The organism is Actinoplanes couchii (assembly GCF_016862075.1).
GTDB lineage: Bacteria > Actinomycetota > Actinomycetes > Mycobacteriales > Micromonosporaceae > Actinoplanes > Actinoplanes couchii.
This window is the reverse complement of sequence record NZ_BOMG01000096.1, coordinates 80,889-100,228: the sequence shown is the minus strand read 5'-3', so window position 1 is coordinate 100,228 and position 19,340 is coordinate 80,889. Positions and strand designations below refer to the sequence as shown.

22 protein-coding genes, 1 pseudogene and 1 riboswitch are annotated in these 19,340 nt (G+C 70.1%); of the genes and pseudogenes, 10 read left to right on the top strand and 13 right to left on the bottom strand.

What is annotated here, in order from left to right; translation table 11 throughout:
- Nucleotides 1–53: 53 nt before the first annotated feature.
- On the top strand, nucleotides 54–638 hold the full coding sequence (locus Aco03nite_RS38545; RefSeq protein ID WP_203805389.1) for a GrpB family protein: 585 nt from the start codon (nucleotides 54–56) through the stop codon (nucleotides 636–638).
- On the opposite strand, the gene Aco03nite_RS38540 is transcribed toward Aco03nite_RS38545, so the two are convergent.
- From Aco03nite_RS38540 to Aco03nite_RS38525, 4 genes are all read right to left on the bottom strand, one after another.
- Entirely contained in the window at nucleotides 601–1,383 is a 783-nt protein-coding gene (locus tag Aco03nite_RS38540) for an ABC transporter permease (RefSeq protein ID WP_203805387.1), read from the bottom strand. The two genes, Aco03nite_RS38545 and Aco03nite_RS38540, sit on opposite strands and share 38 nt — an antisense overlap.
- Nucleotides 1,380–2,312 carry an ABC transporter permease gene (locus Aco03nite_RS38535; RefSeq protein WP_203805385.1) on the bottom strand — a complete coding sequence of 311 codons (933 nt, stop codon included), beginning with the start codon at nucleotides 2,310–2,312 and terminating at the stop codon, nucleotides 1,380–1,382. The genes Aco03nite_RS38540 and Aco03nite_RS38535 overlap by 4 nt, the downstream gene beginning before the upstream one ends.
- Nucleotides 2,309–3,817 carry an ABC transporter substrate-binding protein gene (locus Aco03nite_RS38530; protein ID WP_203805383.1) on the bottom strand — a complete coding sequence of 503 codons (1,509 nt, stop codon included), beginning with the start codon at nucleotides 3,815–3,817 and terminating at the stop codon, nucleotides 2,309–2,311. The genes Aco03nite_RS38535 and Aco03nite_RS38530 overlap by 4 nt, the downstream gene beginning before the upstream one ends.
- 94 nt (nucleotides 3,818–3,911) lie before the next feature.
- Nucleotides 3,912–4,125: riboswitch (cobalamin riboswitch) on the bottom strand.
- Nucleotides 4,126–4,131: 6 nt separating this feature from the next.
- Nucleotides 4,132–5,679 carry a methyl-accepting chemotaxis protein gene (locus Aco03nite_RS38525; RefSeq protein WP_203805381.1) on the bottom strand — a complete coding sequence of 516 codons (1,548 nt, stop codon included), beginning with the start codon at nucleotides 5,677–5,679 and terminating at the stop codon, nucleotides 4,132–4,134.
- Nucleotides 5,680–5,866: 187 nt separating this feature from the next.
- Here Aco03nite_RS38525 and Aco03nite_RS53550 point away from each other — a divergent pair, with 187 nt between their 5' ends.
- The 4 genes and pseudogenes from Aco03nite_RS53550 (at nucleotide 5,867) to Aco03nite_RS38515 (ending at nucleotide 9,203) form a co-directional block, all read left to right on the top strand.
- The gene (locus Aco03nite_RS53550) at nucleotides 5,867–6,673 is read left to right on the top strand and encodes a CopD family protein (protein ID WP_507762615.1); all 807 of its coding nucleotides are present in this window, start codon (nucleotides 5,867–5,869) and stop codon (nucleotides 6,671–6,673) included.
- A pseudogene (locus Aco03nite_RS53545) lies at nucleotides 6,661–6,738 on the top strand (hypothetical protein); the annotation flags it as partial. The gene Aco03nite_RS53550 and the pseudogene Aco03nite_RS53545, both read left to right, overlap by 13 nt.
- Before the next feature lie 156 nt (nucleotides 6,739–6,894).
- A complete protein-coding gene (locus Aco03nite_RS53540) occupies nucleotides 6,895–7,803 on the top strand; it encodes a cytochrome c oxidase assembly protein (RefSeq protein ID WP_307837670.1) in 909 nt (302 codons plus the stop codon).
- A 20-nt stretch (nucleotides 7,804–7,823) separates the two neighbouring features.
- Complete coding sequence (locus Aco03nite_RS38515) at nucleotides 7,824–9,203, top strand: sensor domain-containing phosphodiesterase (protein WP_203805379.1); 1,380 nt, start codon at nucleotides 7,824–7,826, stop codon at nucleotides 9,201–9,203.
- Between the two features lie 23 nt (nucleotides 9,204–9,226).
- Here Aco03nite_RS38515 and Aco03nite_RS38510 read toward each other — a convergent pair whose 3' ends face one another.
- The 3 genes from Aco03nite_RS38510 to Aco03nite_RS38500 are packed head-to-tail and all read right to left on the bottom strand — an operon-like array spanning nucleotide 9,227 to nucleotide 10,917.
- Complete coding sequence (locus Aco03nite_RS38510; protein ID WP_203805377.1) at nucleotides 9,227–9,514, bottom strand: hypothetical protein; 288 nt, start codon at nucleotides 9,512–9,514, stop codon at nucleotides 9,227–9,229.
- Nucleotides 9,511–9,801 (bottom strand): hypothetical protein, encoded by a 291-nt coding sequence (locus tag Aco03nite_RS38505; RefSeq protein ID WP_203805375.1) that lies wholly within the window; start codon nucleotides 9,799–9,801, stop codon nucleotides 9,511–9,513. Before Aco03nite_RS38505 ends, Aco03nite_RS38510 begins: the two co-directional genes overlap by 4 nt.
- A gap of 21 nt (nucleotides 9,802–9,822) precedes the next feature.
- Nucleotides 9,823–10,917 carry a hypothetical protein gene (locus Aco03nite_RS38500; protein WP_203805373.1) on the bottom strand — a complete coding sequence of 365 codons (1,095 nt, stop codon included), beginning with the start codon at nucleotides 10,915–10,917 and terminating at the stop codon, nucleotides 9,823–9,825.
- A gap of 110 nt (nucleotides 10,918–11,027) precedes the next feature.
- Here Aco03nite_RS38500 and Aco03nite_RS38495 point away from each other — a divergent pair, with 110 nt between their 5' ends.
- Genes Aco03nite_RS38495 through Aco03nite_RS38485 form a run of 3 tightly spaced genes read left to right on the top strand, consistent with a single transcriptional unit; the run spans nucleotide 11,028 to nucleotide 12,852 of the window.
- A complete protein-coding gene (locus tag Aco03nite_RS38495; protein WP_203805371.1) occupies nucleotides 11,028–11,702 on the top strand; it encodes a hypothetical protein in 675 nt (224 codons plus the stop codon).
- Nucleotides 11,699–12,316 carry a hypothetical protein gene (locus tag Aco03nite_RS38490; protein ID WP_203805369.1) on the top strand — a complete coding sequence of 206 codons (618 nt, stop codon included), beginning with the start codon at nucleotides 11,699–11,701 and terminating at the stop codon, nucleotides 12,314–12,316. Before Aco03nite_RS38495 ends, Aco03nite_RS38490 begins: the two co-directional genes overlap by 4 nt.
- Nucleotides 12,317–12,354: 38 nt before the next feature.
- Nucleotides 12,355–12,852, top strand: a complete 498-nt coding sequence (locus Aco03nite_RS38485; protein ID WP_203805367.1) for a DUF998 domain-containing protein — start codon at nucleotides 12,355–12,357, stop codon at nucleotides 12,850–12,852.
- Here Aco03nite_RS38485 and Aco03nite_RS38480 read toward each other — a convergent pair.
- From Aco03nite_RS38480 to Aco03nite_RS54330, 3 genes are all read right to left on the bottom strand, one after another.
- Entirely contained in the window at nucleotides 12,821–13,474 is a 654-nt protein-coding gene (locus tag Aco03nite_RS38480; RefSeq protein ID WP_203805365.1) for a lipoate--protein ligase family protein, read from the bottom strand. The genes Aco03nite_RS38485 and Aco03nite_RS38480 overlap by 32 nt on opposite strands.
- 10 nt (nucleotides 13,475–13,484) lie before the next feature.
- A complete protein-coding gene (gene lepB, locus Aco03nite_RS38475) occupies nucleotides 13,485–14,126 on the bottom strand; it encodes a signal peptidase I (RefSeq protein ID WP_203805363.1) in 642 nt (213 codons plus the stop codon).
- Nucleotides 14,127–14,218: 92 nt separating this feature from the next.
- On the bottom strand, nucleotides 14,219–14,344 hold the full coding sequence (locus tag Aco03nite_RS54330) for a hypothetical protein (RefSeq protein ID WP_275415944.1): 126 nt from the start codon (nucleotides 14,342–14,344) through the stop codon (nucleotides 14,219–14,221).
- A gap of 114 nt (nucleotides 14,345–14,458) precedes the next feature.
- Here Aco03nite_RS54330 and Aco03nite_RS38470 point away from each other — a divergent pair, with 114 nt between their 5' ends.
- Complete coding sequence (locus Aco03nite_RS38470) at nucleotides 14,459–16,171, top strand: M28 family peptidase (RefSeq protein WP_203805361.1); 1,713 nt, start codon at nucleotides 14,459–14,461, stop codon at nucleotides 16,169–16,171.
- Nucleotides 16,172–16,221: 50 nt separating this feature from the next.
- On the opposite strand, the gene Aco03nite_RS38465 is transcribed toward Aco03nite_RS38470, so the two are convergent.
- The gene (locus Aco03nite_RS38465; protein ID WP_203805359.1) at nucleotides 16,222–17,214 is read right to left on the bottom strand and encodes an alpha/beta hydrolase; all 993 of its coding nucleotides are present in this window, start codon (nucleotides 17,212–17,214) and stop codon (nucleotides 16,222–16,224) included.
- Nucleotides 17,215–17,398: 184 nt separating this feature from the next.
- On the opposite strand from Aco03nite_RS38465, the gene Aco03nite_RS38460 reads away from it, so the two are divergent.
- Nucleotides 17,399–18,064: a hypothetical protein gene (locus tag Aco03nite_RS38460; protein ID WP_203805357.1), complete on the top strand. Its 666-nt coding sequence runs from the start codon at nucleotides 17,399–17,401 to the stop codon at nucleotides 18,062–18,064.
- A 13-nt stretch (nucleotides 18,065–18,077) separates the two neighbouring features.
- On the opposite strand, the gene Aco03nite_RS38455 is transcribed toward Aco03nite_RS38460, so the two are convergent.
- Complete coding sequence (locus tag Aco03nite_RS38455) at nucleotides 18,078–18,578, bottom strand: DinB family protein (RefSeq protein WP_203805355.1); 501 nt, start codon at nucleotides 18,576–18,578, stop codon at nucleotides 18,078–18,080.
- Nucleotides 18,578–19,288 carry a hypothetical protein gene (locus tag Aco03nite_RS38450; protein ID WP_203805353.1) on the bottom strand — a complete coding sequence of 237 codons (711 nt, stop codon included), beginning with the start codon at nucleotides 19,286–19,288 and terminating at the stop codon, nucleotides 18,578–18,580. The genes Aco03nite_RS38455 and Aco03nite_RS38450 overlap by 1 nt, the downstream gene beginning before the upstream one ends.
- Nucleotides 19,289–19,340: the final 52 nt, after the last annotated feature.

The following is a 19,340-nucleotide window of genomic DNA, read 5'->3' as shown; positions in this document are numbered from 1 at the left end:
CACTGCGCCGTGACGTATTCTGGCGGACTTTGCTTCTACTGTGGAGGTCGGTCATGGGCGAGTACCCGCCGGAAGTGCTGCACCGTCAGCTGGGGACACCGGAGCAGAACGCCACTTCGCTGGTCCGGGAACCACTGAACGGGTGGCGGCCGGTCGTGCTGGAGGACTACGACCCGGCGTGGGCGGCCCGGTTCGGCACCGTCGCCGCCGAGTTGCGCGGGATTCTCGGGGACCGGATCGCCGGCCTGGAGCACGTGGGGTCGACGTCGGTGCCGGGTCTGGCCGCCAAGCCGATCATCGACATCGACCTGACCGTCGTGTCCTCCGACGACGAGCCCGCCTACCTGCCGGACCTGGAGCGGGCCGGCTGGATCCTGATCCTGCGGGAGCCGTGGTGGTTCGGCCACCGGATGCTGATCGACCCCGCCGAGGACTTCCACCTGCACGTCTGGCCGGTGGGCGCCGCCGAACCGATCCGCCACCGGGTGCTGCGGGACTGGATGCGAACCCACCCCGAGGACCGCGACCTGTATACCGACACCAAGCGCCGCCTGGCCCGCGAGCTGGGCGACGACGGTTACGGGATGGCCAAGTGCACGGTCATCGACGAGATCCTCGCCCGCGCGTTCGCCAGCTAGACGAGGCGACGACGGCCAGCGTCGCGGTCAGGACCACGGCGGCGGCCGGGGCCAGGACCAGGTGGGGGGCGTCGAACAGGTGGTTGCGGCCCTCGGCGACCATGGCGCCCCACTCCGGGTCCGGGGGTTGCACGCCCAGGCCGAGGAAGGACAGGCCGGAGACCGTCAGCAGCGTGCCGGCGAATCGCAGCAGCAGGTGGGCGAAGAGCGGGCCGCCGATGTTGGGGGCGATCTCGCGGACGATGACGTGGACCGGGCCGGCGCCCAGGGAGCGGGCGGCGATCACGTACTCGCGGGTCTTCTCGGCGATCGTCAGGTGGTAGGCCTGGCGGGCGAACGGGGTCCAGCCGACCGCGCACACCGCGGCCAGGATCGACGGCAGGCCGGGGCCGAGGACGGCGGCGGCGATCAGGCCGACCAGGATGGTGGGCAGGGCGGCCAGCAGGTCCGCGATCCGGGGTACGGTCCGGCCCAGCGGTCCGCCGATCATGGCGGCGGTCATGCCGGCGACGGTTCCGGTGACCGAGGTGACCAGCAGGGTCGCCACGGTCAGGCCGAGGGTCAGGCGGGCGCCGGCCAGCAGACGGGCGGCGACGTCGCGGCCCAGCTGGTCGGTGCCCAGCGGGTGAGCCGGCGACGGCGGCGCGAGGATGGCGGCATAGTCGGCGGCCAGCGGATCCGGAAGCACCGAAGCGGCGACGACCAGCAGGACGCCGGCACCCGCCGCGGCGAGAAGGCGTTTCACCGGCGGGCCACCGGGTCCAGGGACAACTGTGCGATCTCGGACAACACCCCGGCGAGCAGGGCCACCCCGATCACGGCCAGGGTTCCAGCCTGCACGATCGGCAGATCCTGGGCCAGCACCGCGTCGTAGAGCAGCCGCCCCAGCCCGGGGATGCCGAACACCACCTCGACCACCACCGACCCGCCGATCAGCCCGGCCACGAACATCCCGGACAGCGACAGCACCGACGTGGTGGCCAGCCGGGCACCGTGCCGCCACAGCACCGGCCCGGACGACAGCCCTTTGGCGCGGGCGGTCAGCACGTGCGGCCGCCGCAGCGCGGTCACGGTCTCGGCGCGGACCAGCTGGGCGGTGAGCGCGGCCGGGTAGACGGCCAGGGTCAGCACCGGCAGCACCAGGTGCGCAGGGGTGCCCCAGCCGATCGCCGGGAACGCCCCGGCGTGCACCGACAGCACCAGGACCAGCACCGGGGCGAGCACGAACTCCGGCACCGACACCCCGGCGATCCCGGTCCCGGTGACAAGACGGTCGAAGAACCGGCCGCGCCGGGACGCCGCGTAGACCCCGGCGGGCACCCCGGCGAGCAGCGCCAGCAGCAGCGCCAGCACGGTGATCAGCGCGGACACGGCCAGGGCCGACCCGACCTGACCACCGACCGGGGTACGGGTGACGAACGACAGCCCGAAGTCCCCGCGCACGGCGGCGCCGAGCCAGCGCAGGTACTGCTCGACCACCGACCCGTCGAGCCCGAACTCGGCGGCCACCCGGGCCTCGGCGGCGGCGTCCGGCACGGCCGAGGCGGTCCGGGCGCGCAGCACGGTCCGGACCGTGTCGGCCCCGGTGAGGCGCGGCAACGCGAACACCAGGACCGACGCGGCGAGCAACCCGAACGGCAGCAGCGCCAGCCGTCGTATCAGCGGCAGGATCACCCGGCGGGCTTCAGCTGCGGCAGGACCGGCCGGACACCGAGCGGGTCGGGGACAAAACCGGTGACGCCGCGGGAGCCGGCGGTGTTGTTCGGGTGCACGATCATCACGCCGACGGCCTGGTCGTTGAGGATGCCGGCGGCCTGGGTGAAGACCTTCTGCCGGGCGGTGACGTCACTGGTGGTGGCCAGCGTCCCGACCAGGGTGTCGAACTCGGGCGAGCAGAAGTGGTCGATGTTGTAGCTGCCCTTGCAGGTGTAGTCCGAGGTGAGGACGCTGGCGGCGTCGGCGAAGTCGGACAGGTAGCTGCGCGAGTTCAGGAACATGTCGAAGTCCCCGGCGAGCACCTTCGGCTCCTGTGCCGAGTAGTCACCGACGGTCACCTCGACCTTGATCCCGGCCTCACCGAGCATCGCCTGGACGGCGGTGGCCAGAACGGGCATCTCGGGGCGGTTCGGGAACGTCCACAGGCGGACGGTCAGCGGTTTTTCCGGTCCGTACCCGGCCTGGGCGAGTAGTTCTTTGGCTTTGGCCTGGTCGGCTCCGGCGGGCGGGGCCTGTGCACCCCACGGGACGGCGGTGCCGAACAGGTCGGCGGCAGGTGTCGCGGCGCCTTGCAGGACCTGCGCGGCGAGGGTGGGGCGGTCGATGGCGGCGGTCACTGCCTGGCGTACCCGCAAGTCGTTGAAGGGTGTGGCGCTCTGGTTGAGGAGCAACTCGACCGTGCGGGCGGCGGGATAGGCGGTCACCCGGCCGCCGGCCGACTCGACCTGCGCGGTGGCGGCGTGCGGCAGGCCCTCGGCGAACTGCACGTCCCCGGACTGCAGCGCGAGAGCCCGGCTCTGCGGGTCGGTGACGTAACGCACCGTCACTTTCGACGCGGCGGGTTTGTCACCCCAGTAGTCGTCGTTGCGCTCCAGCACGGCCGAGTCCGCGCCGTTGACGGTGGCCAGGACATAGGGGCCGGTTGCGGTACGAACGACAGAGGGCTGAGCACCGGCGGTGTAGGCCGACGGCGCCAGAATCCCCAGATTGCCGCTGCTCATCCGCAGGGGCAGCACCGGATCGGCCTCGGCCGTGCCGATCAGCACCGCATTCGCACCGTCGGCCTGCACGGTCAGCCCGATGTCCCGGACGGCCCGCGGCGGCGCGGAAACCGTCGAGATGTAGGTCAGAGCCTTCACGACCGCGTCGGCATTGAACGGGGTGCCGTCGTGGAATGTCACGCCGTCCCGCAGGGTGAACCGCCACACCTTCGGATCGGCGGTCTGCTCCCATTTGGTGGCCAGACCGGGGGAGGGCTGCGCGGACGAGTCCACGCTGGTCAGCGTCTCGGCGACACCGAGCGTCATGAGCAGCGCGCCGTCGTCGGCGTCGAAGGCGTAGGCGGAGCGGGGCGGGAACTGCATCGCGACCGCGATCTCACCGTTGGTGACGGTCGTCGAAGAAGCCGGGGCGGAGCATGCGGCGGTCAGCAGAAGTGCCACCACCAGTAGGGGGAGTCTCACAGGAACCTTTCCCTCGAAGACGCCGGACGGCATCACGACAGGAGAGGCTGAACACCCCTGGTCCTCCCGAGAGACCTCCGGCGGCGCACACCGGACGGTGTGCACAGCGCTGGCAGGTCTTCGGACTCGTGGGCGCGGCTCCCGCAAGAGCCACCTACCGGCCGTCGCTTCCCGGGCCAGCGGCCCAGTGCTCACTTGACGGCTTTCGTTCCCACTCACCGCTGCGGGGCAGTCCCGGTTTCCCACCGGGTTCCCTCTTACGACACCCCACCTGGCGGGCAGGGCGAACCAGCGCCGCGGACCATGGTCGCAGATCAGGTACGGAACTTCGCGGCCAGGGCATGAAGCTGATTCGTCATGCCGGCCAGGTCGTGCGCGGCGGACAGCGCGGCCTGAGCGTCCTGCGCCGTGGTGGACGCGTCGTCGGCGACGGTGCCGATGGCCCGGGTGATCTCGGTGCTGCGCCCGGCGGCCTCACCCATGTTGCGGGTCATCTCCGCGGCTGTCGCGCTCTGCTGCTCGATGGCCGACGCGATGGTCGTCTGCAGGTCGTTGATCCGCTGGATGACGGCGGTGATCTCATTGATCGCCCGGATCGCGCCGCCGGCGCCGGCCTGGATCGCCTCGACCCGGGTGGAGATGTCCCGGGTGGCGGTGGCCGTCTCCTGGGCCAGGTCCTTGACCTCGCCCGCGACCACCGCGAACCCCTTGCCGAGTTCCCCGGCGCGGGCCGCCTCGATGGTGGCGTTCAGCGCCAGCAGGTTGGTCTGCTCCGCGATCGAGGTGATCACCTTGACGACGTCACCGATCTCGGCGGACGACTCCCCGAGCTGGGTCATGATCTGGTTGGCCTGTTCGGCCATGGCGACGGCCTCGGCGACGACCTGGACGGCGTCGGTGGTGCTGCGGGCGATCTCGGTGATCGACGCGCCCATCTGTTCGTTGGCGGCCGCCGTGGTGGTGATGTTGCGGGACACCGCCTCGGCGGCGGTGCTGGTGGTGCCGGCGTGACCGGTGGCGCGTTCGGCGGCCGCGGAGATCCGCTGGGACACCGTGGTCATCCGGCCGGTGGAGTCCGCGACCGTCGCCGCCGACTCGGTGAGCGCCGCGATGGTCTCCCGCATCCCGGCGATGACCGTGTTGACCTGCCCGCCCATGTCGGCGAACTCGTCCCGGCCGGTGACGGCGGCCCGCTGCGACAGGTCACCGCCGGCCGCCGCGGACAGCACGGTGGACACCTGGCGCAGCGACGACAGGATGCCGCGGGACACCACGGTCACCAGGCCCAGCAGCAGGACGACGGCGAAGCCCGCGGTCAGGCCCAGCTGCCAGATCGCCCGGCGGCCCTGCTCGGCGACGGCGGTCGTGGTCGCGGCGGCGTGCGCGTCCAGGGCGTCACCGACCGCGGGCAACTGCTCCTCCACTGCGGTGAAAGCGGCGGTGAACTGCTGGTACGCGGCGCCCCGGGCACTGCCCGCCGGGGTGTCGACGACGGTGTCCGCGATCCGCAGGTACTCCTCGACGGTGGGGGTGACCCGCTCGGTGGCGGCCCGGACGGCGGCCGGCGCCCGCGGATCGTCGAGGGCGTCCAGCTTGGCCCGCATCGCGGCGATGTGCTCGGTGAGCTCACCGGCGCCCTCGGTGCGGTCGGTGCCGTCCCGGGAGAACAGGGCGCGCAGCACGTCGCCGCGGATCGCGTCGTGGGCCATGTCCGCTTCCAGCGCGGTCCGGGTGAGTTGTGCCGCCGTCTGCAGTTCACGGGCGCTGTCGTTCGCGGTCAGCAGCCCGCTGACCCCGACGGTGGTGCTGACGACGAGCCCGGCCAGCGGAACGGCGACCAGCAGGCCCAGTTTGGTACGCATGCGCAGGTTGCGGAGCACTCTCCCCTATCGGCGCAAACCTCGCATTACTGACCCGTCCCCTCGTAACGCTGAGTTCCAGGTAACAACTCGTACGTCCAGGGAATCAGGGCTTCACCCGCACCGACAACCCTGAGCTACGTCGGTGAGAGGTGGAAAAGTGAAGTCAGGAACACGGTCGGTCACGGCGATGGTCGCCGCGACGGCCGCGGTGGTGTTGATACCCGCCCTCATGTTCGCCGGGGGAGTGGACACCACCGTCATCCCCGGCCTGCCGGACGCCGGGCCGGTCACCCCGTGGGCGCTGCCGGTGGTCACCACCGCCTCCGACCTGCTCGCCATCCTGCTGGCCGGGGTGCTGGTGACCGCCGCGTTCCTGCTGCCCGGCGACGGCCCGAGCGTGTCCGCGCACGGCTGGCTGCTGCTGCGCCGGGCCACCTGGCTGGCCGCCGCCTGGTTCTGCGTCGTGGTGGCGCGGATCCTGTTCAGCGTCTCCGACGTGCTCGGCGTCCCGGTTCCCGAACTCGGACTGCAACCCATCGCCGGGTTCACACTCTCCATCTCCCAGGGCCAGGCCCTGATGTGGCAGGCCGGGCTGATCCTGGTGGTGGCGCTGCTCAGCCGGGCCGGGCTGTCCCGCGGGCTGGCCGCCGTCGCCGCGATCCTCGCCCTGGCCGCGATCGTGCCACCCGCCTTCACCGGCCACGCCTCCGGCGCCGGCGACCACCAGCTCGCGGTGTCCAGCCTGGTCCTGCACATCCTCGCCGCCACCCTGTGGATCGGCGGTCTCGGCGGGCTGCTGCTGGTGCGCCGGGTCAAGGCGTTCCCGGAGGCGGTCGCCCGGTACAGCCGGCTCGCGCTGGTCTGCTTCATCGTGACGGCGATCAGCGGCACCGCCAACGCGGCCGTCCGGCTGGGTGACTCTCCGAGCTCTTCGGATCGCGGTACGGGTTACTCGTACTCGCCAAGGTCGGTGCCCTTGCTCTTGCCGGTGTGATCGGGGCCGTGCACCGCGCCCGCTGCCTGCCCGCCCTGCGAGCCGGCCACCCGCGCGCGTTCCTGCGCCTCGCCGTCGGGGAACTCGCCGTGCTCGGCGCCGCGATCGGCCTGGCCGTCGCCCTGTCCCGCAGCCCCGCCCCACAGACCGAGGGTGTCGAACCCGACCCGCTGACCGAACTGCTCGGCTTCCCCGCCCCGGCCGCGCCCTCCGGGCTGCGGATGCTCGGCGACCCGCTGCCCGACATGTTCATCCTGACCCTCGCGGTCGCCGGGATCGCGGCCTACCTCACCGGTGTCGTACGCCTCCGCAAAGCCGGCCACCACTGGCCGATGGCCCGCACGGTGTCCTGGACCGGGGGCATGCTGCTGCTCGCCGCGATCACCTGCCTCGGCGTGGCCCGCTACGCGTACGTGCTGTTCAGCGTGCACATGATCCAGCACATGGTGCTGTCGATGGTGGTGCCGATCCTGCTGGTCCTGGGCGCCCCGGTCACCCTGGCCCTGCGCGCGCTGCGCCGGCCCGCCGACCCCCGTGTCCGCGGCCCCCGCGAGTGGCTGCTGGTGATCCTGCACAGCCGGATCGCCCGGGTGTTCACCTATCCACTGGTGGCGCTCGGCATCTACGTAGCCAGCCTGTACGGCCTCTACTTCAGTGACGTACTGGGCACCCTGATGCGTTACCACCTCGGCCACCTCGCGATGATCGCGCACTTCGTGATCGCCGGATACCTGCTCTTCTGGGTGCTGATCGGCAGCGACCCGGGCCGCCGCCGGATGCACCCCGCGCTGCTGGTGATGGTGCACTTCCTGGCCATGGTCGCGCACGCCTTCTTCGGGTTCGTGCTGCTGCAGTCGACCACCATCATCGGCCTGGACTGGTACGCCGCCGTCCACCCGGCATGGGCGCAACCACTGCTCGACGACCAGCGTCTCGGCGCCGGCCTGGCCTGGGCGTTCGGCGAACTGCCCGCCGCCGCGATCCTGCTGCTCCTGGTCCGCCAGTGGATCCGCAGCGACGAACGCGAACAGGCCCGCACCGACCGCGCCTCCGACCGCGCCCTGGCCGCGGGGGAGGACGACGAACTGGCACGTTACAACGAGTATCTACTCAAGTGGCCGACTGGTTGACCGATTCACACGGCGTGCCCATGTTCTCGCTCCGGTCCGCCACCGACGTCACCCGCCGTGCGCTGTCCTCAGCCATCGTCGTGCTGTCGGTCAGCTCCCTGGTGTCGTTGGCCTACTACCTGTGGGACTGGGCCGACGTGATCCTCGGCGACGACACCCCGGAGTTCGACGAATGGCTGGCGCTCGCCGGAGTGCTGTGGCTGATCGTGGTCGCGGTCACCCTGCGCCGCCTCATCAAGGTCCACCGCGACCTGGCCGAGGCGGCGCAGACCGCCACCGAGGCCTACCACGACGCCGCGTCCAGCGCCCAGGGCTGGGTGTGGCGGGTCGACCCGAACCACCTCTACCTCTACTCCAACCCGGCCGTCGAGGAGATGCTCGGCTACCGCCCCGGCGAGATCATCGGCCAGGGCGTGTTCGACCTGTTCTTCCTGCCCGAGGACCACGCCATGATCCGCGCCGACGTGGACAACAGCCGGATGAACAACGGCTGGCAGAACCGGCAGGCCCGGATGCGGCACCGCGACGGCAGCATCCGGTACGTCCGCAGCAGCGCCACCGCCGTACACGACCGCAACGGCAAACTCGTCGCCTACCAGGGCTCCACCGCCGACATCACCGCCGAGGTGACCGCCCGGATGGCCGCCGAGGCCGAGGCCGCCGACCAGGCCGAGACCCGCGACCGGATCCTGCGGGCCCTGCGCGACCCGGACGCCCTGCAGATCCTCTTCCAGCCCATCTACGACCTGCACACCGGCCAGATCGCCGGCTGCGAGGCGCTGTCCCGGTTCGCCGGCACCCCCTACCGCACCCCCGACGTGTGGTTCGCGGAAGCGTGGCAGACCGGCCTCGGCATCGACCTCGAACTACATGCGATCGACGCCGCCGTACGCCAGATCACGCTCCTGCCGCCCGCCGCCTACCTGTCGGTGAACGCCGCGCCGCAGACCATCCTCGACCACCGTTTCGCCGCCAAACTCGCCGCCCTCGGCCCGGCCGCCGCCCGCATCGTCGTCGAGGTCACCGAACACGCCGCCGTCGCCGACTACGACACCCTGGCCCTGGCCGTGCAGAACCTGCGCGCCACCGGCGTCCGCTTCGCCGTCGACGACACCGGCGCCGGCTACGCTTCCATGCAGCACGTCCTGCGCCTACGCCCCGACGTGATCAAACTGGACCGGGGCATCGTCGCCGGCATCGACCAGGACGTGGCCCGCCAGGCCCTGGCGATGGCCATGGTCACGTTCGCCGCGTCCCTGGGCATGAGCGTGGTCGGCGAGGGCATCGAAACGGCCGAGGAACTGGCCGCCCTGCAAGAGGCGGGAGTCCGCAACGGCCAGGGCTACTACCTGGGCCGCCCCGTCCCCCTCCAGTCACCCCCGATCCCGGTAGCCGCCTGACCAGCGGAGTCCGGTCGGGCCGACTACGCGAGAACCAGCCGTGCCCAGCCGACGCCGAAGCCCAGGACAAGAAAGGTCAGCAGGGTGACGACACGTCTCCAGGGAAAGCCGTCATCCCAGTCGACGGTCCCGATGGAAACACTGAGCCCGACACACCCGGCAAACACGACGCACATGAACACGGTGATCGCACGGATCTGCGGGCTCTCCTCAGCCCAATAGCCCCAGGCCCCGAGAACGGTCAACCCCAGTGCGACACCAGAGACGACGACGAAGACGGACGCAACCTGCCAGCGAAGAAACCGGCTCACGACTCGTCTCCTCCGATCGCGTCCCCTGCTCCGCGGAGACGGGTAGCGACGTCCAGCAGCTCTGCCTGCTGGTCGGGAGCCATTCGAGTCAGTTCCGTCTGCCCGGGCATCGCTGCGGCGGCCAGGCCTTCACCGTACCAACCGCTCCGAAGTAGATCCATCGGCCGTGCTCTTCCCGTCAGAAGCTCACGGGACAGTTCGCCGAGGGCGTCGTTTCGGCTGCGTTCCTCGGCGAGGTGTTTCAGCAGTGCTTTCACGACGGGATCGTCAAAAACGTTGTCATTCATCGGATTCGACCCGTTCTCCCTTCAGTTCCCCGGGTGTCGATAGGATTCAAGATCTGAGATTTCGACAGTCTGGGAAGAGGCCGCGACGGCGTCGATGGAAGCTGATATCGCTTTCAGGACGGCTTCGCCGTCGCCGTATATTTTCGCTACCTGGTTGTACGACTGCGATGCGTAAACGGAATAGCTGAGTGCTACTGAGAATCCCACTACAGCACCTGCGAAAGTGTAGAACGTCGCTGCCCCCGCGCCGAGTCCGATGCTTATCACGAGCAGGATGTCGAGTAGCTTCATGATGATCCCGGCGACCACGTCGTAGATGTTCTTCACCGCGTCGGATGCCTGATGGTAGAGATCGCCGAGCTTGCTTCCTGCTTCCTGAACCGATCGCGCTCCTGCCGCCAGGGTCAGTTCGTATTCCTGGAAATTCTCGGCGGCGTGTCCTCGCCAGACCAGCGGCACGGACACGGCCCCCGCGGCGAGGTTGTCGCCGATGATTCCGGCGGCATTCCCGGCCCGGCGCATCGCAGCGCCGGCTTCCTGGTAACTACTCCAGTTGCCACTGAACTTCTCCGCCCAGTACTCGAACGGGTCGTGGCCGAACACCCAGATCGCCGTCTGCCGAAGCCAGGCGAACGGGCTAACGAGATCGGCGAGCGGATTGATCGACCAGAGCTCGGTCTCGGGCCCGACCGGCGCCACCAGACGGCTCGCCGGGTTGCCGGTGTCCGCAAAGGAATCATGGCCGTCCGGTAGCCGCAACTTCTCCTGGGTCAGGGAACTCGCCAGGGCACGGGAATTCGTGGCGCCCGGGTAGCCTCGATCCAAATCGGCGGCGGCTTCCAGGTCGGTCCTCGAGTATTTGACCTGCGCAATGTTCACCTGAGTGGCCACGCTGTCGGTCAGATCTCGAATGCGAGAGATCGCGTCCGTCATTTTCTCGTAGGCCTTCTCGTGGGGCCGGAGAAAGAGGGCCAGAAGCCAGCCCTGCGCACTGATGCCCATTCCGGCATGCCGCCGGACGTACGTCAGAACGTCGCTCGAGTGGTCGGAGGCCCGTTGCAGCTGGTTGTAGATGGAATTCATGCCGGCAACGTCGACGAACAACTCGCCACCCATCCTGCACCCCCGCCGAGTGATCCAAAAAGTGCCAGCCGCCTTGAGCGGAACCCACAACCGTGTACAGAGGCCCGGGCGCCCTGGTTCACATCGAGTCGTAGGCTCCTTTTGTGGAAGCGGTTCTGGCGTTCGGGGACGAGCTGGCGAAGACCGGGTTCGTCAGTGACCTGCTGATCGCGGGGTCGCTGGCGTCCGGGGACTACGTCGCGGGGGTCAGTGACCTCGACCTGGTTGCGGTCACCGACGGGGCGGTGGACGAGACGGTGCTGGCGTCGTTGCACCGGCCCTGGGATCACCTGAACCTGGGCTGTGTCTACGTCTCCCCGGGGGCGGACGTCGGGGCCCGGCATCCGACCTGGACACACGGGATGCTGGTGCGGCGGATCCTGTCCGGGATCACCCGGGCCGAACTGGTCACGTTCGGGCGGACCGTTTTCGGCCGGGCGCCGGGGGAGTTGTTTCCGGCGATGACCGCCGACGACATCCGGGCGGCGGGCCGCGCCGAACTGACCGGTTACTGGGCGTGGGCGGCCCGCCGGCCCTGGATGTTCGCCGACCCGGTCATCGCCGACCTCAGCCTGACCTCGATGGCCCGGGGCCGGCACGTCCTGCGCACCGGCACCCTGCTCACCAAGAGCGACGCCGTCGACCGGGCCGCCGCACCACCCTGGCTGATCAGCCAGCTGCGCGCCCGCAGGCACGGCGGCACCGAACCGTCGCCGCGGCTGCGGACCGCCTGGATCTCCTGGCGCGATGCCCGCCGAACCACCAGGATGGCACGGTGACGAAGATGGACGGGGCGCACCTGAGCGTCTCGCTTTTCCCGGAACCGGGCGACGACCGGGCCGCCGGCGAGATACACAACCTGCTGCTGGAGCGCGGTGCCCGGCCCGACGGCGACCACCACTTCATCGAACGTCACCGCCGGATGCGACTGGACCGCGCCGACGACGGGGTGGTCGAGATCGTCATGTCGGCCGGCCCGTTCGACTACCCGGACGGCACCCGCCAGCAGATGATCGTTTTCGGCCGGTACCTCGTCGAGCTGCTCGTGGCGGTCACCGAACGGACCCGTCCCCTCTACGGCGGCGTCGGCGTGGAACGGCCCCTGGCCACACCCGGGAAGTTACGCGACGGGATCCCGGCCTCGGCGTACATCAGCGATCCGCTCTTCGTCCGTCAGGATCTGCTGGCCCGCGCCGACCTGGAGACGGTGCTGACCGGCGAGTTCCGGCGCACGATCCCGGGGGCGGCCGGAACGGTGTTCGCCTCCTGGTGGCCGTTCGCCGACGGGAAACCCTCGAACCCGGGCGGGCTTTCCCAGTACGGATCATGGGCGGGCGGCCGGATCCTCGGCCGGGTGGCGGCCCGGCACATCGCCGCGCGGGCCCGAGGGTGACGCCCTGGTGGACGCGGGTCTCGTCGGCGGTCGCTCCGGTGGCGCTGATCGGGGGCTGGACCCTGGCGGCGTACCGGCAGCCCGAAGGTTTCGACAGCACCGTGGACACGATCAGTGCGCTCGCCGCGATCGGTGCCGCCGACCGCTGGCTGATGAGTCTTGCCCTGGTCGTGGTCGGGGTGTGCCATGTGGTGACCGCGCTCGGGTTGACGTGGGTGGCGACGCCGGGACGGATCGTTCTCGGACTCGGCGGGGTGGCGACGGCGCTGGTGGCGGCGTTCCCGCTGCCGATGGCCGGGCACGGTGTGGTGGCCGCGGCGGCGTTCGGCGCGCTCGCGGTGTGGCCGGCGTTCGACCGGCGCCGGGGAGAGCCGGTCCTCGCGGCGGCGGTCCTGCTCGGGCTGGTCGGCTGGTTCGCCGTGTCCCTGGTGACCGCCACCCACGTCGGTCTCGCCGAACGGGTCGCCGCGGGCGCGCAGGCGTTGTGGCCGCTGGTCGTGGTCGTTACCGGTAGGCGTCCAGAACGGCCGCGGTGACCACGTCCACGGTCAGGCCGGGGACCACGTCCTCCAGTGTGCCGACGGTAGCCGGGTCGAAGTCGTAGCCGAGCTCCCGGTAGGCCTCGGTCAGCACCGCACGCAGCGTTGCCGTCCCGCTGACCTGGATGACGGTGCTGAACAGCCAGCCGTCCCGGGTGACCCGCTGCGCCGACCCGACGATCTTCACCCCACCGGCGTTGATGCTGTACTCGCCGGGGCAGTACTCACCCGGCACCGCCCCGATCCGGGCATCCACCCCCAGCCCGGCGAGCAGGTCGGCGTGCAGCCGGGCGAACCGCTGGAACCGCTCCACCGGATCGGGACTGGCCGCGGGCTCCCGGTGCACGTGGTCCACGACGACGCTGCCCCGGTGATAGGCCGCGAGGCTCCCACCTTGCGGACGGACAACGGGCTCAAACCCTAGTTTTCGTACGGCGTGAGCCGCCCGTTCGTACCCCGGCAGGCGTGTGTCCCGGCGGCTGAAGGCCGCTGTCGGCGCGGGCGAGAACACACGCAGGATGTCCCGTGCGTCCCCCTGCCCGTGTCGGAGCAGCCACGGCCCGAGCGCCACGTCCTCCGCGGGACCGCCGGCCATCTCGTCCCCGACCAGCACCGTCACGCTCAAGATCCTAGGGGATGGCGTCGAACTCCTCCGGGACCGAGAGCAGGGTGGCGTGATCGAAGGGCCAGAAGATGGTGAAGGCCCGGCCGACGACCGTGTCGATCGGGATCGTCGCGTCCAGGATCTTGCCGTTCTCGTCGGTGGCGGGGCTCTGCAGGTAGTGCTCCAGGGAATCGCCGGAGGCCTCCCGGTGGTCGCCCATCACCCAGAGGCGGCCCGGCGGGACGGTGATGTCGAAGTCCTGCCGCGCGACCTGGTTGCGGGTGCCGTCGGCCTCCACATAGATGTACGGCTCGTCCAGGGACCTGCCGTTGATGACCAGTCGGCGGTCGCTGTCGCAGCAGACCACGTTGTCGCCGGGCTGGCCGATGACCCGTTTGATGAAGTCGTCGCCGTTGGCGTTCCAGTCGAGCGGGGACTTGAAGACCAGGATCTCGCCCCGGCGCGGCTCCCGGAACTCGTACACCAGTTTGTTGACCAGAACCTTGTCCCACAGCTCCAGGGTGTGCTGCATGGACGGTGAGGGGATGTAGAAGGTCTGCAGGACGAAGGTGCGAACGAGGACGGCGACCAGGATCGCCACCCCCAGGAGGATGGGGAGTTCGCGCCAGAACGAGCCCTTGCGCTTCTCGGTTGGTTCGGCAGTCACGCAACGGAGCGTACGTCGTCGAGTCACGGAATGCGTGGCGACGACCTGAGACGATCGCTGGATGCATGTTTCGCTGACGACGATCGATCCGCTCAGCGTGGCTGTTCGGTGAAGTAGTCGCGGAGCATCGCGATCCGGTCGTCGTGGCGGCGGAAGATCTGCACCAGGGACATCGTGGTGCGGCGTCCGCCGGGCTCGTCGAAGGCGACGTCGTCCATCCCCGTACGAGATATAAGCATTTCGATATGTTGTGCCTGCTGCCACGTTGCTGTTCTCCTACGGTCGGCCGCGAATCGGCCGCCCATGCATCGGCCCGACCATAGGAACAGCCCATGAGATTCAAGACGGTGACGGCAGGACCTGCCCTAGCTGTTCTCGCCGCGGCGACGCTGGTCTTCAGCGCCCCGCCGGTGTCCGCGTCGACCACCACGCTCGCCGCGGCCCCGCCGACCGTCGACGTCGCCAACGTCAACGCCCACCTGCAGCAGCTGCAGAACTTCGCCACCAGCAACGGCGGCAACCGGGCCACCGGCACGGCCGGGCACACCGCGACGACGACGTACCTGCAGCAGAAACTGCAGGCGGCCGGTTACACCGTCACCGTGCAGACCTGCACCACCTGCTCCGGCTCGGCGAAGAACATCATCGCCGACTGGCCGGGCGGCGACACCGCCAACACGTACATGTTCGGCGCCCACTCCGACGGCGTGTCGGCCGGGCCGGGCATCAACGACGACGGCTCCGGCACCGCGACCCTGCTGGAGGCGGCCCTGCGGCTGGCCGCGAACAACCCCACCATGACCAATCACGTACGGTTCGGCTGGTGGGCCGGTGAGGAACAGGGCCTGATCGGCTCGAAGTTCTACGTCAACTCGCTGACCACGGCGCAGAAGACCGCGATCAAGGCGTACGGCACCTTCGACATGATCGCCTCCACCAACGGCGGCTACTTCGTCACCGGCACCGACGCCGTCGCGGTGAAACTGCGCGAGTACTTCACCTCGATCAACGTGCCGACCGAGACGTCGACCGAGTGCTGCAGCGACGACGGCTCGTTCCGTAACGCCGGCATCCCATCGTCGATCAACTCGACCGGGGCCGGCTACACCAAGACCGCCGCCCAGGTCACCAAGTGGGGCGGGACGGCCGGGGCGGCGTACGACCCCTGCTACCACCGGGCCTGCGACACCTACCCGTCGAACATCAACACCACGTCACTGGGCCGCTGGGCCAACGCCGAGTTGTACGCGGTCTGGACGCTGACCACCGCGGCCACCGCGAACGACTTCTCGCTGACGGTCAGTCCCGGCACCGGCGCGGTCAACCCCGGTTCCTCGACCACCGCCACCGTCAGCACCGCCACCACCGCGGGCAGCGCCCAGACCGTGGCGCTGACCAGCTCCGGCGCACCCTCCGGCGTGACGGTCAGCTTCAGCCCCGCGTCGGTCACGTCCGGCGGATCGTCCACGGTCACGATCGCGGCCACCGCGGCCGCCGCACCCGGCTCGTACACCATCACGGTGACCGGAACCGGCTCGGCGACCCGCACCGGTTCCTACACGCTGACCGTCAACGGCACCGGCACCTGCCCGGCCCCCGGCCAGAAACTCGGCAACGAGGGCTTCGAGACAGGAACCACCCCGTGGACCGCCACGACCGGCGTGATCGGCGCGAACACCGGCGACGCCGCCCCCAGAACCGGCACCCGGGACGCCTTCCTCGGCGGGGTCGGCTCGACGAACACCAAGACCCTGTCCCAGTCGGTGACCCTGCCGGCCGGTTGCAGCTCGTACACCCTGTCGTTCTACCTGAAGATCACCACTGCGGAGACCACGACCACTACGCAGTACGACAAACTGACGGTGACCGCCGGTTCGACCACGCTGCAGGCGTTCTCCAACCTGAACAAGAGCGCCTACACGCTGCGCTCGTACAACCTGGCGGCCTTCGCCGGCCAGACGGTGACCCTGACCTTCACCGGCACCGAGGACTCGTCGCTGAAGACCACCTTCACCATCGACGACACGGCCCTGACGGTCGCCTGACACCCGCCCCCTCCCACGGCATCAGAGGTGAGCCGTGGGAGGGGACGCCGTCAGACGGTGACGCGCTCGGTGTCGACACCGGCGAACGGGCCGGTCAGCGTGGACACGGCGGTGCGGTCGCCCTTGAGGGTGTACCGGTAGAACGCCAGCAGGTAGTGCACCGCCAGACCCTGCTGCTGCGCCGCGGTCGGCCGGCCCGGCGTCTGCGGGCACTCGGTGTCGTCACCGTCGGTGGGCCCGGGACCGGTCGTCCATGCGGTGTTGTAGAAGTTGTGGTTGCCCTTCGTCACCCGGATCCAGAAGCCGTGCACGTCCTTCTGGAAGTACTTCTCACCCGCGCCCGCCCAGCATCCGGCGGTGACGACCGCGATCGGCGCCGTGGTGACCCGGACGTCGAAGAAGGTGCTCGGCCCCGGTGAGGCGAGCGCGACGACACCCCGGATGCGAACTCCCGGCGGAAGCTCACCCCGGTGGGCGTCGGCCGCCTGGTACATCACACCCTCACCGCCGACCGAGTGCCCCATCGTGCCCACCCGGCTGAAGTCGAGCCGGTTGCGCAACTCCCGGTGGTGCTGCAGCAGCTCCAGGTGCCGGTTGATCAGATGGGCCCGCTCCGGCGCGGTCCCGAAGTGGAAGTTCAGCCCGCTCGCACTGATCGACACCACCGCGAAACCATCCCTGGCCAGGGCATTCGCCAGATAACCATAACCCCGATAGCTGGGGTACGGTGTGACACCGGCCGGGCACGGCCAACTGCCCCGGTCGTCCTCGTCCGCCGAATGACAGGCGACCTGCTGCCCGTGCAGGAGAACGACGACCGGCACCTTCCCGGCCGCATGCCGCGGATAGTGCACGACCGCCCGGACCTCCGACACCCCGTCCCAGTCCGGCGGATCGGTGAAGGCCGCGTCCCCCAGGTCGTACTCCACCACGGCGACCGGCCCGGTACCGGCCTCGGCAGCACCCACCCCGGCCCCGGTGGCGACAAGGGCCGCGAGCACCAGCACCCCGGCCCCGAGCCGTCTACGCAGAACATTCTTCATCGGACGCACGCTAGATCCGAATTGTCGGAACATCGTCAGACCGACGATCTTCCCGTGTAGCGTGCTCGGCCGTGGACCAACACCACGATGCGGGGGCTGGCGGGTTCACCATCGACGCGCAGATCGTTCTCGGGCCCGACGAGGACCGTCCGGGTGCTGTTCTGATCGCCCGGCGGAAGTCCTGATGGCGAGCCGGCTCCGGCTTGATGTCGTGGTCGGTGACACCGTTCAGGTGCGGCCGGTGGTCGACGGGCGGGACGTCCTGGCGGCGTTTCCCGCCGGGCCGGGCATCGAGCCGGAGACACTGCTGACGCCGGGCGGTCCGCTGACGGCGGCCGGGCAGCCCCGGGAGGTTCGCCTGGCTATGGCGGAATGCACCGAGGAGTGCTGCGGGGCGCTGTACGTGACCGTCCGCCGCGACGGCGACCGGGTCGTGTGGGGCGGGTGGCGCAACCCCGACGACGAGGAGATCGACCTGTCGGAGTTCGTCTTCGACGCCGCCGGCTACGACCGCGAGCTTCTCCGGGCGACCACGGACACGAGCTGGGAGTGGCCCGCCCGCACGGTGGCGCGGCTCCTCGGCCGGCACCTGCGGGAGACACCGGACATCCTGGCCCGGTGGAACTGCGAACCGCACGCCGCCGTGGCCTGGCCGTGGCAGCGGGACAGGGTGACCGTGCTGCTGTTCCACCCAGGCCGGCCGACTGCGGACCCGGATGCGCGGTGGGAACAGTTCCTGGTGGAGTTCGTGATCGGCTCCGGTGATCCGGTGGACGAGGCGGCCCGCTGGGCTGATCACCTCGCCACCACCGACCCGCGCCGGACCGGCCGCCGAGTCGGCGGCAACTGACCGGCGCGTGGAGTCAGTCGCCGGTGGTGCCGTCGAGTTGTTCTCGGAGGATGTCGGCGTGGCCGGTGTGGCGGGCCATCTCCTCGATCATGTGGACGTGGATCCAGCGCAGCGACACCCGGCCCAGCCGGGGGTGCGGGACGGTGTCGTCCAAGGCGAAACCGGCCGCGATCCGGCGGGACTCGGCGCACGCCTGTGCGTACTCGGCCAGCACGTCGGCGGTGGTCTCGGACTCCGGCACCTCCCAGCTGGCGTCGTCCCCGCGGGAGTTGGCGCTGATCCGGTCGCGGGGACGCTGGGCGAGATGGTGCTGGAACCAGTTGCGTTCCACCGCGGCCGCATGCTTGATCAGCCCGATCAGGGTGGTCCGGGACGGGACCATGCGGCGGCGTACGGCGGAATCGGAAAGGCCTTGCAGTTTGCCGGGCAACGCCCGCCGGTAGTAGTCGGTGAACGCCTCCAGGACCTCCCGCTCACCGGCGGCGCTGACGAGTTCCTCCGGGGCCGGGGACATCAGGCACGCGGCCGCTCGGTGAGGTCCCAGCGGTCGCCGTGACCGGTGACGATCGCGATCGCCTCGAGCACCCGCCGGGCCGCCTCCGGGTCCTCGGTGTGCAGGACGGCGGGTAGCGGCCCGCTGTCGAGGCTCGCGGCCAGGGCGATCAGTTTCCGGTCCCGGTCCGGCACGTCGGCGGCCGCCGCGAAGGCGACCACCGCCGCCCAGTCGGTGACCTGCCCCATCCGGACGATGTCGCCGTCGTCCCACACCAGGTCGAAGATCTTGACGTGGTCACCGAACCCGGGCTGGTCGGGCATCGTGGTGAAGGACAGCAGATGCACACCGGCGCTTCGCCCGGGCGTGGCCCCGGTCGCGATGTCGGTTCGCAGCACGGCCCGGATCTCGTCCCCGCTGAACCCGGACGCGAACTCCGGCCGGGGCGGCCGCCGATGCAGAGGTGGAACGGCGTCCGGCCCGGCCAGCAGCTCCGCCACCCGCGAACACTCCTCGCAGGCCGGCAGGGCGGCGATGTCGACGGCCGATTCGGTGCGGAAGTTCTCGAACGCCATGTCGACGGACTCCTGATCACGCCCCCAGACGGGCCGCTCCGGAGCCGAACACAACGTGTACCCGACGCTTCCGCCGTCCCCACCACCGGTGTCATCGAGATCGAGATCCACCGACAGATGCCGCAACGTGCCGTCGGTACAGGTTCGAGGCGTCATGAGGGTCCTCCTGGCCACCCGGATGAGCCGCTGGATGCTCCTGATAGCGAAG

Bases quoted from the DNA above. Each gene is read 5' to 3' on its own strand.
- Aco03nite_RS38545 (WP_203805389.1), top strand. From the start codon at position 54: ATGGGCGAGTACCCGCCGGAAGTGCTGCACCGTCAGCTGGGGACACCG.
- Aco03nite_RS38525 (WP_203805381.1), bottom strand. From the start codon at position 5,679: ATGCGTACCAAACTGGGCCTGCTGGTCGCCGTTCCGCTGGCCGGGCTC.
- Aco03nite_RS53550 (WP_507762615.1), top strand. From the start codon at position 5,867: ATGGTCGCCGCGACGGCCGCGGTGGTGTTGATACCCGCCCTCATGTTC.
- Aco03nite_RS53540 (WP_307837670.1), top strand. From the start codon at position 6,895: ATGCTCGGCGACCCGCTGCCCGACATGTTCATCCTGACCCTCGCGGTC.
- Aco03nite_RS38515 (WP_203805379.1), top strand. From the start codon at position 7,824: ATGTTCTCGCTCCGGTCCGCCACCGACGTCACCCGCCGTGCGCTGTCC.
- Aco03nite_RS38505 (WP_203805375.1), bottom strand. From the start codon at position 9,801: ATGAATGACAACGTTTTTGACGATCCCGTCGTGAAAGCACTGCTGAAA.
- Aco03nite_RS38500 (WP_203805373.1), bottom strand. From the start codon at position 10,917: ATGGGTGGCGAGTTGTTCGTCGACGTTGCCGGCATGAATTCCATCTAC.
- Aco03nite_RS54330 (WP_275415944.1), bottom strand. From the start codon at position 14,344: ATGGACGACGTCGCCTTCGACGAGCCCGGCGGACGCCGCACCACGATG.
- Aco03nite_RS38470 (WP_203805361.1), top strand. From the start codon at position 14,459: ATGAGATTCAAGACGGTGACGGCAGGACCTGCCCTAGCTGTTCTCGCC.
- Aco03nite_RS38465 (WP_203805359.1), bottom strand. From the start codon at position 17,214: ATGAAGAATGTTCTGCGTAGACGGCTCGGGGCCGGGGTGCTGGTGCTC.
- Aco03nite_RS38460 (WP_203805357.1), top strand. From the start codon at position 17,399: ATGGCGAGCCGGCTCCGGCTTGATGTCGTGGTCGGTGACACCGTTCAG.
- Aco03nite_RS38455 (WP_203805355.1), bottom strand. From the start codon at position 18,578: ATGTCCCCGGCCCCGGAGGAACTCGTCAGCGCCGCCGGTGAGCGGGAG.
- Aco03nite_RS38450 (WP_203805353.1), bottom strand. From the start codon at position 19,288: ATGACGCCTCGAACCTGTACCGACGGCACGTTGCGGCATCTGTCGGTG.